The organism is Allobosea sp. P2_B12 (genome assembly GCF_056404835.1).
Genome location: NZ_JBFUDG010000001.1, coordinates 661,019 through 676,112, shown reverse-complemented (window position 1 = coordinate 676,112; position 15,094 = coordinate 661,019). Strand labels below are relative to the sequence as shown.

Genomic DNA, 15,094 nt, shown 5'->3' with positions numbered 1-15,094 from the left:
CCTGTTCTTCGAGCCGCTTTATCCTTCGAGCCGCGGTCTTCTTTCGAGCCGCATGGAGCCTTGAGATGATCTCGCAATTCGAGACGAGGGCCGCCGAGACCGAGACCCCTTTCGATCCCAATGCCGATCGGCTGCGGGAGGAATGCGGCGTGTTCGGCATCTTCGGCCATGCCGATGCCGCGGCGCTGACAGCGCTCGGCCTGCATGCGCTCCAGCATCGCGGCCAGGAGGCGGCGGGTATCGTCACCTTCGACGGCACGCGCTTCCATTCCGAGCGCCGGCTCGGCCTCGTCGGCGACGCCTTCTCGGAAGTCTCCGTGATCGAGAAGCTCAAGGGCAAGCAGGCTATCGGCCATGTCCGCTACTCGACCACCGGCGAGACCATCCTGCGCAACGTCCAGCCGCTGTTCGCCGAACTGCATGGTGGCGGCTTCGCGGTCGCCCATAACGGCAATTTGACGAACGGGTTGACGCTGCGGCGCAACCTCGTGCGCGACGGCGCGATCTATCAGTCGACCTCGGACACCGAGGTGCTGTTGCATCTCGTCGCGCGCAGCCGCAAGCCGCATTTCATCGAACGCTTCGTCGAGGCGATCCGCCAGATCGAGGGCGCCTATGCCTTCGTCGGCATCACCAACAAGAAGCTGATCGGCGCCCGCGACCCGCTCGGCATCCGTCCGCTGGTGCTGGGCGAACTCGACGGCTGCCCGATCCTGACCTCGGAGACCTGTGCGCTCGACATCATCGGCGCAAAGTTCGTCCGCGAGGTCGAGAACGGCGAGGTCGTCGTGATCTCCGAGAGCGGCATCGAGAGTCACAAGCCCTTCCCGCCGGTCGCCGAGCGGCCCTGCATCTTCGAGTACATCTATTTCGCCCGTCCCGATTCGATCGTGAAGGGCCAGAGCATCTATGAGCGCCGCAAGCGCATGGGCGCGCAGCTCTCGCTGGAGGCTCCGGCCAACGCCGACGTCATCGTGCCCGTGCCGGATTCCGGCGTGCCGGCCGCGCTCGGCTTCTCGCAGGCCAGCGGCATCCCCTTCGAGCTCGGCATCATCCGCAACCATTATGTCGGCCGCACCTTCATCGAGCCGACGCAGAAGGTCCGCGAACTCGGCGTGCGCCTGAAGCATTCGGCCAACCGCTCGGTCGTCGAGGGCAAGAGCATCGTGCTGGTCGACGATTCGATCGTGCGCGGCACGACCTCGTTCAAGATCGTCAAGATGATGCGCGAGGCCGGCGCCAAGGAGGTGCATTTCCGCATCTCCTCGCCGCCGATCACCCATCCCGACTATTACGGCATCGATACGCCCGACCGGGAGAAGCTGCTCGCCGCGACCCATACGCTGGAGGAGATGCGCCAGTTCGTCGGTGCCGATTCGCTGGCCTTCCTTTCGGTAGAAGGGCTCTATCGCGCCATGGGCCATGAGCGGCGCGATCCCGTCCGGCCGCAGTTCACCGACCACTGCTTCACCGGCGATTATCCGACCTCGCTGACCGACGTCGTCGGCGAGAGCGCCAAGCAGCGGATTTCGCTCTTGGCCGAAGCCGGCTGAGCTGCAAGGGTTTTCATGTCCAAGCCTCTGGAAGGGCGCGTCGCGCTGGTTACTGGCGCCTCGCGCGGCATCGGCCGTGCGGCGGCGCTCGCTTTCGCGCAGGCCGGCGCACATGTCGTCGCGCTTGCACGCACCAGCGGTGCGCTCGAGGAACTCGACGATGAAATCCGTGCCATCGGTGGTACCGCGACACTGGCCCCGCTCGATCTCAGCGATGCGCCGGCGATCGAGAAGCTCGGGCCTGCGCTCATGCAGCGCTGGGGCAAGCTGGATGTCCTGCTGGCCAATGCCGGCATCCTCGGCCCGCTCTCGCCGCTGACCCATGCCTCGCCAAAGGAATGGGCGAATGTCTTCGACACCAACGTCACCGCGAACTGGCGGCTGCTGAAGTCGGTCGAGCCGGCGCTGCAGGCGTCGGACGCTGCCCGCGTGATCCTGATGTCTTCCGGCGCGGCGCATAAATGCCTGGCCTATTGGGGGCCGTATTCGATCTCCAAGGCCGCCGTCGAGGCGATGGGGCGCACCTACGCCGCCGAGACCGCAACGACCCCGCTCAAGCTGATGATGGTCAATCCCGGACCGCTGCGCACACGCATGCGCGCCGAGGCGATGCCGGGCGAGGACCCGCTGACGCTGAAGACGCCGGAGGATCTGGCGCCGCATCTGGTCGCGATCGCCTCGCCGGACTGGGCGCAGAGCGGCAAGATCTTCGACTTCCCGCAGGGCAAGGTGCTCAGCCCGCAGATGCCGGCCTAGCCATCCCGGACAGCGAACCAATTTCCTCCTGCCTCGTTTCCGCAGGCAGGAGGCGAGCATGGACGATGATCTCCCGCAGCTCTCGCGAAACCAGCTTCTCGATGAGGTGAAGCGGCTGCGGGCTGGCATCAGGGCACATCGCGACGCGACCGGCCATGACCTGTGCTGGCACCATCCCCAGCTCTGGGACCTGCTGCCGGAGGCGGTCGATCCCGAGATCGCCGTGCCGCCCTGGCCCAAATTCCTGCGCGGCTGCCTGCGCTATCGCGAAAGCCTCGATCGACAGCGCCCGGACGCGCCGGTCATGGACCGCGAGTTCGAGGGCTGACGATCGCGCGCGGGATCGTCAGCCCGCGCGCTTGTTCTTGTCGTAGGGGTTCTCGCCGCCGCGCGTGTGCAGGCGGATCGGCGTTCCCGGCAGCTCGAAGGCCTCGCGCAGATTGTTGACCAGATAGCGGGTGTAGGACACCGGCAGATGGTCAAGCTGGTTGCCGAACAGCGCGAAGGTCGGCGGGCGGGCCTTGGCCTGCGTCATGTAGCGGATCTTGATGCGCCGGCCGGCGACAGCTGGCGGCGGATGGGCCGAGAGCACGCCTTCGAGCCAGCGGTTGATCTTGGCCGTCGAAATGCGACGGTTCCAGACATCGTAGCTCTGGAACACCGCCTGCATCAGCCGGTCGATGCCCTCACCAGCGAGACCCGACAGCGGCACGATCGGCACGCCGCGCACCTGCGCCAGAAGATGCGTCGCCTTCTCCTTGAGCTCGGCCAGCAGGCCGTTCTTGTCGGCGACGAGATCCCATTTGTTCAGGCCGATGACGACGGTGCGGCCCTCGCGCTCGGTGAAGTCGACCAGCGTGAGGTCCTGCTTCTCGAAGGGGATGGTGGCGTCCAGCAGGACGACGACGACCTCGGCGAAGCGGATGGCGCGCAGCGCATCCTGCACCGACATCTTCTCGAGCTTCTCCTCGATGCGGGCGCGCTTGCGCATGCCGGCGGTGTCGAACAGCTTCACCGGCCGGCCGCGCCACTCATAGTCGACCGAGATGGTGTCGCGCGTGATGCCGGCCTCGGGGCCGGTCAGCAGCCGCTCCTCGCCGATCATGCGGTTGACCAGGGTCGACTTGCCCGCATTGGGACGGCCGATGATGGTGACGCGCAGCGGCTTGTTGGGGTCGTTGTACTCCGCCTCCTCGTCGACGAAGGCGGCGGGGGCCTCGACCCAGCGCTTGTCGCCATAGCTTTCGTCGAAGGGCTCCTCTTCCTCCGGCTCGACATCGACATAGGGCGCGAGGGCCTCGAGCAGGTCGGAGGTGCCCTCGCCGTGCTCGGCCGAGAACGGCACGGGGTCGCCGAGGCCCAGCGCATAGGATTCGAAGATGCCGTCGAGCCCCTTCTTCCCCTCGGCCTTGTTGGCGAGCAGGATGACGGGCTTGCCAGATTTGCGCACGAGATCGGCGAAGGGCTGGTCCATCGGCGTCAGGCCGAGCCTGGCGTCGATCATGAACAGGATCACGTCGGCCTGGTCGATGGCGGTTTGGGTCTGTGCCCGCATGCGGCCGGCGAGCGAGCCCGGATCGGCGTCTTCCAACCCGGCCGTATCGACGATGTTGAAGCGCAGATGGCCGAGCGAGGCTTCGCCCTCACGCCGGTCGCGCGTCACGCCCGGCAGGTCGTCGACCAGCGCGAGCTTCTTGCCGACGAGCCGGTTGAACAGCGTCGACTTGCCGACATTGGGGCGGCCGATGATGGCGACGGTGGCGGTCATGGCAGTTCAGATAATCCTGTTTCGCCTGCGGTCCAACGGCGTTGGAATGCTCGCAGCCGACAAAAAACGCACGGTCATCCCGGACAAGCCGCAAAAGCGGCGCTGATCCGGGATGACCAGCGCTACAAATGAAATTCCAGCAAACCTGGTCCGTAGGAACTCAGTTCTTGGTCTCGACCGGCCCACCGCGCACCAGTGCGAGGTAGAGTTCGGTGCGCTGGCGCAGCACCGACGGCGATTGCGGGTCAGTAATGATGGCGTCGAACCAGCGGCCGGCATCCTCGAAAAGATTGGCCTTGAGCGCGGCGATGCCGAGGAATTCGCGGGCCGAATGGCGCCAGATCCCCTGCGGCGTCGCCAGCGGCTCCAGCGCTGCCTTAAGTTCGGCATAGGGCACGAGATCGACACGCAGCATGCCGGCACGCAGGCGGGCAAGGTCGCGGTAGAGCTGCGCCAAGGAGCCGTCATTGGCGAGCGCGTCGAACGCGGTGGCTCCCTCGGCCGCGTCGCGCTTGGCCGTCTCGGCGGCAAGGCGGAAGCGCGCGATCTGGCGATAGCCGGCGGGCGTGCTGCTGGCGGCCAGTTCGCCCAGGATCGTCTCGGCTTCCGTGCCGTTGCCGTCGCGCGACGCCTTCAGGGCCGCTTCCAGCCGGGCGCCGACGACCTGCGAGGCCTGCTGCTCGCGATGGAGCCAGAACTGCCAGGCGGCCACGGCCAGGACGGCCGCGACCGCGAGCCCGATGAAGACAATGCCGTATTTGTTCCAGAGCGCTGCCGCCTTGTCGCGGCGCACCTCCTCGTCGATTTCGCGGAAAATATCGGCCATGGTCGCTCAGAATTCCTGTGTGGTGGTGCCGGGTAGCATTTTCGCCGGGCCATGGCGAGCCGGAACACGATTTTACCGAGCCCTCATCCTGAGGAGCCGCGAAGCGGCGTCTCGAAGGATGCTTCAAGAGGTGCCGGAGATCGCTGGAGCATCCTTCGAGACGCGCCTGTCGCGCTCCTCAGGATGAGGGCCGAGAAGCGCGATGCAGCAGGCTGGCATCGCCATAGGAGTAGAAGCGATAGCCCTGCGCGATGGCGTGCGCGTAGGCGCGCTGCATCAGCTCAAGGCCGCAGAAGGCCGAGACCAGCATGAACAGCGTCGAGCGCGGCAGGTGGAAGTTCGTCAGCAGCAGATCCACGGCGCGAAAGCGGTAGCCCGGCGTGATGAAGATTGCGGTATCTCCCGAGAACGGGGCGATGACGCCATCCTCGCCCGTGGCGCTTTCGAGCAGGCGCAGCGAGGTCGTGCCGACCGCGACGATGCGCCCGCCCCGCTGCTTCACGGCATTGAGCACGGACGCTGTTTCGGCGGACACACTGCCCCATTCGGCATGCATGCGATGTTCGTCGGTATCGTCGGCCTTGACCGGTAGGAAGGTGCCGGCGCCGACATGCAGCGTGACGAAATGGCGTGAGACGCCACGCGCCTCCAGCGCGGCGACGAGTTCGGGCGTGAAGTGCAGCCCTGCCGTGGGTGCTGCGACCGCGCCGTCTTCCCGCGCATGCATGGTCTGGTAGTCGCTGGCGTCCGCCTGATCGGTCGGGCGCTTGCCGGCGATATAGGGCGGCAGCGGCAATTCTCCCAGCCGGGCAATAGCTTCGTCGAGATAGCTGCCGGCCAGCGTGAAGCGCAGCTCGACCTCGCCGGCCTCGCCCTTCTCGACGATTTCAGCCTGAAGCCGACCGAGTTCGCAGGCGCTGCCCTCGGCATCGTCGCCGAAGGTGACGGTCTCGCCGAGCGCCAGCTTCTTGGCCGGGCGGGCGAAGGCGCGCCAGCGATCGGCGGCTTCGCGCTTGTGCAGCATGATCTCGACACGGGCGACGGCGTCGCCGCGCCGGCGGCGGCCGCGAAGCCGCGAGGGAATGACGCGCGTGTCGTTGAGCACGAGCGCATCGCCGGGCCGCAGGAGCGAGACGAGGTCGCGAATGCCGCGATCCTCAAGAGGTGGATCCGCCTCGGGCCTGACGACGAGCAGACGCGCCGCATCGCGCGGGCTGGCTGGCCTCAGCGCGATGCGGTCTTCGGGGAGGTCGAAATCGAAAAGCCCGATTTTCATTTGCAATCAGGCCGCACGATGTCGCTCAGGCGACGTCGGCCATCACCTTCATCGAGACGATCGAGTCGGGGTCGCGCACGGGCTCGCCGCGCTTGATGGTGTCGACCACCTCCATGCCTTCGACCACCTGGCCCCAGGCAGTGTACTGCTTGTCGAGGAAGCGGGCATCCTCGAAGACGATGAAGAACTGGCTGTTGGCCGAGTTCGGGTTCTGCGAGCGGGCCATCGAGCAGACGCCACGGACATGCGGTTCGGCGTTGAACTCCTGCGCCAGGTCCGGATGCTTCGAGCCGCCGGTGCCGGTGCCATGCGGGCAGCCGACCTGGGCCATGAAGCCGTCGATGACGCGGTGGAAGACGATGCCGTCATAGAAGCCCTCGCGGGCGAGCAGCTTGAGGCGCTCGACATGGTTCGGGGCGAGATCGGGACGCAGCTTGATCACCACCTTGCCCTTGGTGGTTTCCATGACGAGGGTGTTCTCGGGATCGAGGGACATCAGATCGGCCTTTCTTGGGTCGGCGCGCGGCCGTGGAAGCGAATGGACAAAGGTCGCCCCGCGATAGCCGCTCCGAGCGGCCGGGACAACCTCATAGGTGTGCAGGTGCGAACGGCGGCGACGACCGAGTCGGTGAAGCGCCGGCGCAGATCGGGGTCGGTTCTCCTGGTTTCCCAGGTCACGCGGGGCTGGCCAAAGAGCGAGCCGTCGCGGCGCAGGCTGAACCGGACGGTCGCCATCACGCCCGTGTCGGCGCCGTCGATCGCGGGTGGCGTCCAGCAGCGTCGCAACGCCGGCGCGATCTCGGCAAGCGTATTGAGCGCCCCGTCGTCGAACGCCTTCGTGTCAGGCTCGATCGTGCCGATGACGCCGATCTCGCCGCTGCCGGAGCGCGGCGGCGCAGGAAGTCTGCGTTCGCCGCTGCCGGGCAGGTCGCTGCCGCCGAAGCGCCCGCCGACGCCCGGGAGATATCGCTGCCCCGAAGGCGGCGGCAGCACCGGGTTCTGCGAGCCCGAGGGCGGCGGCAGGACAGGGTTCTGCGAACCGGAAGCCGGCGGCAGGCCGAAATCGGTCGTCCCCTGAGCCTGAGCGCCGGCAAGGGTCGCAAGGAGCAAGGCCAACACGATCGGAGGCACCAACGCCTGCATGATCCGGCCCTGCCTTGGCGCCCTACACGGAGGCTTACTTCGCGTCGGCCTGCAGGCGCAGACGGACGATCTTGTCGGGGCCGGAGACCTGGCCGCTGCCGGCAGCGCCCTTCTTGATCTTGCGCACGGCGTCCATGCCCGAGACGACCTCGCCGAAGAGCGTGTACTGGCCGGTCAGCGAGCTGCAGCCCTCATAGCAGATGAAGAACTGCGAATTGGCGGAATCGGGCGATTGCGAGCGCGCCATGCCGACCGAACCGACCTTGTAGGGCGTCGGGGTGAACTCGGCCTTGATATTGGGCAGGTCGGAGCCGCCGGTGCCGGTGCCGGTCGGATCGCCGGTCTGCGCCATGAAGCCGTCGATGACGCGGTGGAAGACGATGCCGTCGTAGAAGCCGCGTTTGGTCAGCGCCTTGATCTGCTCGACATGCTTGGGGGCCAGATCGGGCCGCAGCCGGATCGTCACCGGGCCGTCTTTGGTTTCCAGGATCAGCGTGTTGTTCGGGTCCGGCGCCTGGGCCTGGGCAGGCATCTGGGCGAAGCCGAGCGACGCCAGGACGGCGAGGGTAGCAAGCGAGCTGCGCAGCATTGTCATCTCCATGTCCACCGACGATCCGGCGGGAGTCCTATCTAGGCGGGTCGTAGCGGCATCCTTTGGCCGGAACAAGGCGCCAAAGCTACGCGAATCGCACGATGTTGCACTGCACAAGTGCAGCGGAGAATAATTTTGCAAAAAGATCAGGCTTCGCATGCCTAAAGTGATGACAGAGCTGTCACGATCGGTTATCAAACTCTTGCTGGACACGCTTTGTTGATCGAAGCGCCGCGGACCAGGTCTCGGGAGGACAAACGCCCGCCTAGTATACGAGTCGCACGCGAACAGACGCGCGCCGTTACTGCGGTAAAAACAGACTAGAGAAGGCAAGGCATCGGCCTTGCCTTTTTCTTTGTCTGCTGTCCGGATTGCCGCGATTGCCTTCTGTGCCGTCAGCCAGACTGGCCGATAGCCGGATCGCCTGTCCTACAGGTCGAAATTCGCCCAGACATACCAGACGATGACGAAGACGACTGCGGCGATGATCGAGGTGATCACCGCCTTTCGCAGCAGGCCCGGCAGCGCCGGCGCTCCGGGCTCTGTGCCTTGCGTGACCTCTCCCGTCTCCGCCTGGCTGCGGACGCCGAAGGGCAGCACGGCGAAGAGCACCGTCCACCAGATGACGAAATAGACGGCAAGTGCGCTGGCGATGGTCATGGCTGCTTCCCCGCGGCGTCGCCCGCCAGCGCAATGCAGGAGAAGGCGACGCGCGCCTGCGTCGGCACGCCGAAGCGCGCGGTGTGCCGCGCCGGGAGACCGCCGTGGAAATGCTTCACATATTCGGCGTTGCAGGCGGCGTAGTCGGCCGGGTCGGTGATCAGCATCGTCATCTGCACGACTCGCTCCAGCGAGGAGCCCGCCTCCGCGAGAATGCTCGCGATATGGGCCAGCGCGTTGCGGACCTCATCGGCCGGTGTCTCGCCACGATGGATGCCGCGCGCGGGATCATGCGGCGCCGAATGGCCGGACACGAAGACGAGGCCGCCGGCGCGCGTCGCGGCGCTGAAGGGGCGGGTCGAGCCTGGCTCGGGCTCGCCGAAGAACGTGATCGGGGATGCGTCCATCGGCTTCAGGCCTGCTCGAGTTCGACCAGCGTGCCGGTGAAGTCCTTCGGATGCAGGAAGATCACCGGCTTGCCATGGGCGCCGATGCGCGGCTCGCCGGTGCCGAGCACGCGGGCACCTGTCGCTTTCAGGCGATCGCGGGCGGCGATGATGTCGTCGACCTCGTAGCAGATGTGGTGGATGCCGCCGTCGGGATTGCGCTCGATGAACTTGCCGACCGGCGAATCGGCGCCCAGCGGCTCAAGCAGCTCGACCTTCGTGTTGGGCAGTTCGACGAAGACGACAGTGACGCCATGCTCCGGCTGCGGCAGAGGCTGCGAGACCTGAGCGCCCAGCGTGTCGCGATAGAGCGCGGTCGCCGCCGCGAGATCCTTCACGGCGATGGCGACGTGGTTCAGGCGTCCGATCATGCTTGCGCTCCCCTGCGGCTGCCGGCTGATCCTAGACCTCGATGACCAGCGCGTGCACCAGCGGCTTCTTGCCCCACTCCTCGTTGACGGCGCTGCGCAGGCCGCGCTCCAGCGCGTTGCGAAGCGCCTCGGGGTCGCGCCGGCGCGCCTTGGGGATGCCGTCGATCAGCTCGGAGACCGCCTCGGCGACATATTCGTCGAAGCCGGTGCCGTCGCGGGTATAGGGCGGCAGGCCGAGCACCGCGATCTCGGGATCGCCGGCAAGCCCGCCCTTCTCGTCGATCGCGACCGCGACCGAGATCATCCCGACGAAGGACAGGCGGCGGCGCTCGGGGATCGTCTTCTCGAGCGCATTCACCAGCAGGTTGCCGTCCTGATAGAGCCGGCCATGCGTGACCTCGTCGACCTTGCTGGCGCCCTCGGCCGTGATCGCGACGACGTCGCCATTGCCGGCCTTCACCACGATCTTGACGCCGAGGCTGCGCGCGAAGATCGCGTGCTCGGAGAGATGCAGATCCTCGCCATGGGCGGGAATGACGATCTTCGGCTTCAGCCAGCCGTAGAGCCTGGCCATCTCCTCTCGGCGCGGATGGCCCGAGACATGGACGAGGTGCGTGCGGTCGGTGATGATCTCGATATTGTCGCGGGCGAGCGCGTTCTGGATCGCGCCGACCGCCTTCTCGTTGCCCGGAATGGTGCGCGAGGAAAAGATCACGCGGTCGCCCGCCGTCAGGGTGATCTCGGGGTGGTCGTCCGAGGCGATGCGCGACAGCGCTGCGCGCGGCTCGCCCTGGCTGCCGGTCAGCAGGCAGACGACCTTGTCGCGCGGCAGGTAGCCATAGGTGTCGGCCGAGCGGAAGGCCGGGATGCCGTCGAGATAGCCGCATTCGCGCGCGACATCGATGACGCGATCCATGGCACGGCCGACGACGACGACCTCGCGCTGGTCGGCCATCGCCGCCTCGGCGACGGCGCGCAGGCGCGCGACATTCGAGGCGAAGGTGGTGACGGCGACACGACCCGTCGCCGAATGGACCAGTTCCTTGATCTTGGCGGCGACGTCGGCCTCGCTCGGCGAGGTACCGTCGCGCATGACGTTGGTGGAGTCGCAGACCAGCGCCAGCACGCCCTCGTCGCCGAGTTCGCGCAGGCGCGCCTCATCGGTGGGCAGGCCGACCTGCGGGGTGGGGTCGATCTTCCAGTCGCCGGTATGGACGACGAGGCCGACCGGCGTGCGGATGGCGAGCGCATTCGATTCGGGGATCGAATGGGCGACCGGCACGAATTCGATATCAAAGGGGCCGAGCTTGAAGCTGCCGCCCTGCGCGATGATGTGCATCGGCACCTTGGGCGCGCCCGGCTCCGAGAGACGGCGCGTCGCCAGCAGGCCGGCGGCGAACTTGGTGCAATAGACCGGCGCACGCAGGGACGGCCAGAGCGCGGCAAGCGCGCCGATATGGTCCTCATGGGCGTGGGTGATGACGATGCCCAGAAGGTTAGCACGTTCCTCGATGATGTAGCGCAGATCGGGGAAGACGATATCGACGCCGGGTACTTCCGGCCCCGCGAAGGACAGGCCGCAATCGACCAGGATCCATTTCCGCCGTCCCTCGGGCCCGAAGCCGTAGAGAGCGGCATTCATGCCGATCTCGCCGAGGCCGCCGAGAGGAACGAAAACGAGCTGATCTTGGGAACGGGTCACGGGTCATCCTGACTGGGTCGATGGGCGGCGCTCACGGGCGCAGCACGATGTTGAGGAGCCCTAGCACGCTCGCCACGCGGTCTCCAGACCGGCGCGAACGCTATTGTCGCTCGCGCTCAGGTTGGCGTTCCGAAATAAAGGTCGCCGGCATCGATGACGCGCAAGCCGGCGCTGGTCTCGAGTTCGAGGCGCCCGCTCGGGTCGAGGCCGGCGAAGCGGCCGGTCAGCGGCCCTTCCGTCAGCCGGATCGTGATCTCCTCGCCGAGAAAGGCGGCCCGCTCCAGCCAGGCGGCCCGGATCGGACCGAAGCCGCCGGGGCGCGACCAGGTCTCGAAGCGGGTAAGCCAAGCATCGCTCAGGGCGGCCAGAACGGACTCAACCGTCACTTGAGGCTGGTGCTGCTTGAGGAAGGTCGCGGGATAGGGCGTGTCGGTCGGACAGGAGGCGATGTTGACGCCGAGCCCGATGACGACATCGAGCCGCCCTGCCCGGCTCTCGCCTTCCAGCAGCAGGCCCGAGACCTTGGCGCGGTCGATCAGCAAGTCGTTGGGCCATTTCAACTTCAGCCCCGGCAGGCCGCCGCTGACGCGCGTCGCGGCATCATGCAAGGCAAGCCCGGCGACAAAACCGAGCTGCGGCGCCAGCGCCGGCTCGCAAGGTGCGACGAGCAGCAGGCTCGCATAGAGATTGCCCGGCGGCGAACCCCATTGCCGGCCATGGCGGCCTCGCCCGGCATTCTGGCTGCGCGCGACGATCCAGAGCAGGCCGGGATCGCCTTGGGCCAAGGCGCGCCGCGCCTCCTCCATGGTCGAGCCGACATCGTCGCGGACGATCAGCCGGTAGCCGGCGGCGCGGGCAGCTTCACCGAGCATGAGACGGATCCGGCCACCTCGCCGTCATCCCGGGCGTAGCGAAACGGAGACCCGGGATCCATTCCGGAACCTGTCCGATCGGCGCTCCGGAATGGATCCCGGATCGGCGCGGCTTCGCCGCTTGTCCGGGATGACGGTGGTGGTTCAGGAAGCAGTGTAAAAGCGCCAAGCTCAGAACAGCGACTTCGCCGCAGCGGCCGCCGAGTTGAGCAGCGGGGCCGGCAGCAGCGAGAGCGCCAGCACGAAGATCGCCGAGACCAGCAGCACGGCGCGCACGCCGAGGTCGCCCTTTTCGAAGGCGGGTTTGGCGTCGTCGAAATACATTACCTTGACCAGGCGCAGATAGTAGTAGGCGCCCACCACGCTGGTGACGACGCCGATGACGGCGAGCACATAGAGCTTGGCGTCGATGGCGGCGAGGAAGACGTAGAACTTCGCCCAGAAGCCGGCGAGCGGCGGAATGCCGGCCAGCGAGAACATCATCATCGACAGCGCAAACGCCATCCAGGGATTGGTGCGCGAGAGGCCCGCGAGCTCCGAGATGTCCTCGACCGCCTTGCCGTCGCGGCGCATCAGCAGCACGCAGGCGAAGGCCCCCAGCGTCGTGGCGAGATAGATCGCCATATAGACCATCACGCCCTGGACACCGGCCGCAGTGCCGGCGGCGAGGCCGACCAGCGCGTAGCCCATGTTGGCGATCGATGAGTACGCAAGCAGGCGCTTGATGTTGCTCTGGCCGATCGCGGCGAAGGCGCCGAGCGCCATCGACGCGATCGAGATGAAGATGATGATCTGCTGCCATTCATGCAGCGCGCCCGGGAAGGCGCCGATGAAGATGCGCACCACCATCGCCATCGCCGCCATCTTGGGCGCTGATGCGAAGAAGGCAGCGACCGGGGTCGGGGCGCCCTCATAGACGTCGGGCGTCCACATGTGGAACGGCACGGCCGAGATCTTGAAGGCGACACCGGCGGCGATGAAGACGATGCCGAAGATCAGGCCGATACCGGGATGGCCGTGCTGCACGGCCGCCGCGATGCCGGGATACGTCACCGTGCCGGTGAAGCCGTAGGTCAGCGAGGCGCCGTAGAGCAGCATGCCCGAGGAGAGCGCGCCGAGGACGAAGTATTTCAGGCCGGCCTCGGTCGACTTGGCGTTGTCGCGGTCGAAGGCAGCGACGACGTAGAGCGCCAGCGACTGCAATTCGAGGCCGACATAGAGGCTGATCAGATCATTGGCCGAGATCATCATCATCATGCCGATGGTCGACAGCACGATCAGGATCGGGAACTCGAAGCGCATCGAACCGTCGCGGCGAAGCGAGTCCGAGGAAAGCAGGATCGCGGCTGCGGCGCCGAACAGCGTCAGGACCTTGAAGAAGCGGGCAAAGCCATCGGCGATGAAGCCGTCATTGAAGGTCAGCACCTTGCCCTCGGCGGAGAGCACCAGCACCAGCGTCAGGGCAAACAGCGCGATCGCGATGCCTTCGAGCAGGCGCGTGGCGCGCTCGCCCTGGATCGCGCCGATCAGCACCATCGCGATGGCGCCGATGGCGAGGATGATTTCCGGAAGCGCCGGGCCGAGAGCGGGCAGAGCCATCCTGCGAGACCTTACTGAACAGCCAGCATCGCCGTTTTCGCGGCGGTGAGTGCGGCCTGATAGTTCTTGATGAGCGCTTCCGTCGGCGCGGCGAAGGCGTCGAGGATCGTGCCCGGACGGATGCCGTACCAGATCGTCAGCAGCACCAGCGGGGCAAGGATGACCATCTCGCGGCGGTCGAGATCCATGATGTCCTTGAGCTCGGGCTTGACCAGTTCGCCGAATACGACGCGGCGATAGAGCCAGAGCGCATAGGCAGCCGAGAGGATGACGCCGGAGGAGGCGATGAAGGCGACCCAGGGGTTGGCCTTGAAGGCGCCCATCAGCGTCAGGAATTCGCCGACGAAGCCGGCCGTACCCGGCAGGCCGACATTGGCCATGGTGAAGATCATGAACACCACGGCGTAGATCGGCATTCGGTTGACCAGCCCGCCATAGGCCGCGATCTCGCGGGTGTGCATCCGGTCATAGATCACGCCGACGCAGAGGAAGAGCGCGCCCGAGACCAGCCCGTGGCTGACCATCTGGAACATGGCGCCCTGGATGCCCTGCGTCGTCAGCGTGAACAGGCCCATCGTGACGAAGCCCATATGGGCGACCGACGAGTAGGCGATGAGCTTCTTGATGTCCTCCTGCATCAGCGCCACCAGCGAGGTGTAGACGATGGCGATGACGGAGAGCGCGAAGACGAAGGAGGCGAAGTAAGCGGACGCCTCGGGGAACATCGGGATCGAGAAGCGGATGAAGCCATAGCCGCCCATCTTCAGCATGATCGCGGCGAGCACGACCGAGCCGGCGGTCGGCGCCTCGACATGGGCGTCGGGCAGCCAGGTGTGGACCGGCCACATCGGCATCTTCACCGCGAAGGAGGCGAAGAAGGCGAGCCAGAGCCAGGTCTGCATGCCGGCCGGGAATTTATGCGCCAGCAGCGTCGGAATGTCGGTGGTGCCGGCGTTCCAGTACATCGCCATCAACGCCAGCAGCAGCAGGACCGAGCCGAGCAGCGTGTAGAGGAAGAACTTGTAGGAGGCGTAGACGCGACGCTTGCCGCCCCAGATGCCGATGATCAGGAACATCGGGATCAGGCCGCCCTCGAAGAAGAGGTAGAACAGCACGAGGTCGAGCGCCACGAAGACGCCGATCATCAGCGTCTCCAGGATCAGGAACGCGACCATGTATTCGCGCACCCGCTTCGTGATCGAGTGCCAGGACGCCAGGATGCAGAACGGCATCAGGAAGGCGGTCAGCACCACGAAGGGGAAGGAGAAGCCGTCGACGCCGAGCTTGAACTTGATGGCATCGGAAACCCAGGCGTGGGTTTCGACCATCTGGAAGCCGGGATTGGCCGGGTCGAACTGGCTCCAAGCATAGCAGGCGAGCACGAAGGTCGCGACGGTGGCCGCGAGCGCCGCATAGCGCGCATTGGAGTCGACCGCGGCCTGATCACCGCGCTGCGTCAGGATGAAGGCTGCGCCGACCAGCGGCAGGACGAGAAGACCGGTGAGAATGCCGAAGCCGAAATCCATCATC

Annotated in this window: 16 protein-coding genes; 3 read left to right on the top strand and 13 right to left on the bottom strand. The window is 66.4% G+C overall.

All coding sequences use genetic code 11. The features are described 5' to 3' along the window. Positions 1–65 precede the first annotated feature (65 nt). The 3 genes from purF to AC1DYU_RS03290 are packed head-to-tail and all read left to right on the top strand — an operon-like array spanning position 66 to position 2,637. Positions 66–1,553, top strand: a complete 1,488-nt coding sequence (gene purF, locus AC1DYU_RS03300; RefSeq protein WP_476790391.1) for an amidophosphoribosyltransferase — start codon at positions 66–68, stop codon at positions 1,551–1,553. Positions 1,554–1,568: 15 nt separating this feature from the next. Then, positions 1,569–2,309, top strand: coding sequence for an SDR family NAD(P)-dependent oxidoreductase (locus AC1DYU_RS03295; protein ID WP_476790390.1), 741 nt, complete (start codon positions 1,569–1,571; stop codon positions 2,307–2,309). A 58-nt stretch (positions 2,310–2,367) separates the two neighbouring features. Then, positions 2,368–2,637: a hypothetical protein gene (locus tag AC1DYU_RS03290; RefSeq protein ID WP_476790389.1), complete on the top strand. Its 270-nt coding sequence runs from the start codon at positions 2,368–2,370 to the stop codon at positions 2,635–2,637. Positions 2,638–2,655: 18 nt separating this feature from the next. Here AC1DYU_RS03290 and der read toward each other — a convergent pair whose 3' ends face one another. From der to AC1DYU_RS03225, 13 genes are all read right to left on the bottom strand, one after another. Beyond that, a complete protein-coding gene (der, locus tag AC1DYU_RS03285) occupies positions 2,656–4,077 on the bottom strand; it encodes a ribosome biogenesis GTPase Der (protein ID WP_158486139.1) in 1,422 nt (473 codons plus the stop codon). A gap of 160 nt (positions 4,078–4,237) precedes the next feature. Beyond that, on the bottom strand, positions 4,238–4,903 hold the full coding sequence (locus tag AC1DYU_RS03280; RefSeq protein ID WP_476790388.1) for a tetratricopeptide repeat protein: 666 nt from the start codon (positions 4,901–4,903) through the stop codon (positions 4,238–4,240). A gap of 178 nt (positions 4,904–5,081) precedes the next feature. Continuing rightward, a complete protein-coding gene (gene queA / locus AC1DYU_RS03275) occupies positions 5,082–6,179 on the bottom strand; it encodes a tRNA preQ1(34) S-adenosylmethionine ribosyltransferase-isomerase QueA (RefSeq protein WP_476790387.1) in 1,098 nt (365 codons plus the stop codon). A 25-nt stretch (positions 6,180–6,204) separates the two neighbouring features. Further along, complete coding sequence (locus AC1DYU_RS03270; RefSeq protein WP_476790386.1) at positions 6,205–6,675, bottom strand: peptidylprolyl isomerase; 471 nt, start codon at positions 6,673–6,675, stop codon at positions 6,205–6,207. Further along, entirely contained in the window at positions 6,675–7,172 is a 498-nt protein-coding gene (locus AC1DYU_RS03265) for a hypothetical protein (RefSeq protein ID WP_476790385.1), read from the bottom strand. The genes AC1DYU_RS03270 and AC1DYU_RS03265 overlap by 1 nt, the downstream gene beginning before the upstream one ends. A 184-nt stretch (positions 7,173–7,356) precedes the next feature. Then, entirely contained in the window at positions 7,357–7,917 is a 561-nt protein-coding gene (locus AC1DYU_RS03260) for a peptidylprolyl isomerase (protein WP_476790384.1), read from the bottom strand. Between the two features lie 426 nt (positions 7,918–8,343). Next, a complete protein-coding gene (locus AC1DYU_RS03255) occupies positions 8,344–8,574 on the bottom strand; it encodes a DUF1467 family protein (protein ID WP_158486134.1) in 231 nt (76 codons plus the stop codon). Further along, positions 8,571–8,981, bottom strand: a complete 411-nt coding sequence (locus AC1DYU_RS03250; protein WP_158486133.1) for a RidA family protein — start codon at positions 8,979–8,981, stop codon at positions 8,571–8,573. The genes AC1DYU_RS03255 and AC1DYU_RS03250 overlap by 4 nt, the downstream gene beginning before the upstream one ends. Positions 8,982–8,986: 5 nt before the next feature. Next, positions 8,987–9,391 (bottom strand): methylmalonyl-CoA epimerase, encoded by a 405-nt coding sequence (gene mce, locus AC1DYU_RS03245; protein WP_476790383.1) that lies wholly within the window; start codon positions 9,389–9,391, stop codon positions 8,987–8,989. Between the two features lie 31 nt (positions 9,392–9,422). Then, entirely contained in the window at positions 9,423–11,093 is a 1,671-nt protein-coding gene (locus tag AC1DYU_RS03240) for a ribonuclease J (protein ID WP_476790382.1), read from the bottom strand. Positions 11,094–11,209: 116 nt separating this feature from the next. Next, entirely contained in the window at positions 11,210–11,965 is a 756-nt protein-coding gene (locus AC1DYU_RS03235; protein WP_476790381.1) for a biotin--[acetyl-CoA-carboxylase] ligase, read from the bottom strand. A 171-nt stretch (positions 11,966–12,136) separates the two neighbouring features. Then, positions 12,137–13,564, bottom strand: coding sequence for an NADH-quinone oxidoreductase subunit NuoN (gene nuoN, locus AC1DYU_RS03230; RefSeq protein WP_476790380.1), 1,428 nt, complete (start codon positions 13,562–13,564; stop codon positions 12,137–12,139). Between the two features lie 11 nt (positions 13,565–13,575). After that, positions 13,576–15,093, bottom strand: coding sequence for an NADH-quinone oxidoreductase subunit M (locus AC1DYU_RS03225; RefSeq protein ID WP_476790379.1), 1,518 nt, complete (start codon positions 15,091–15,093; stop codon positions 13,576–13,578). Position 15,094: the final 1 nt, after the last annotated feature.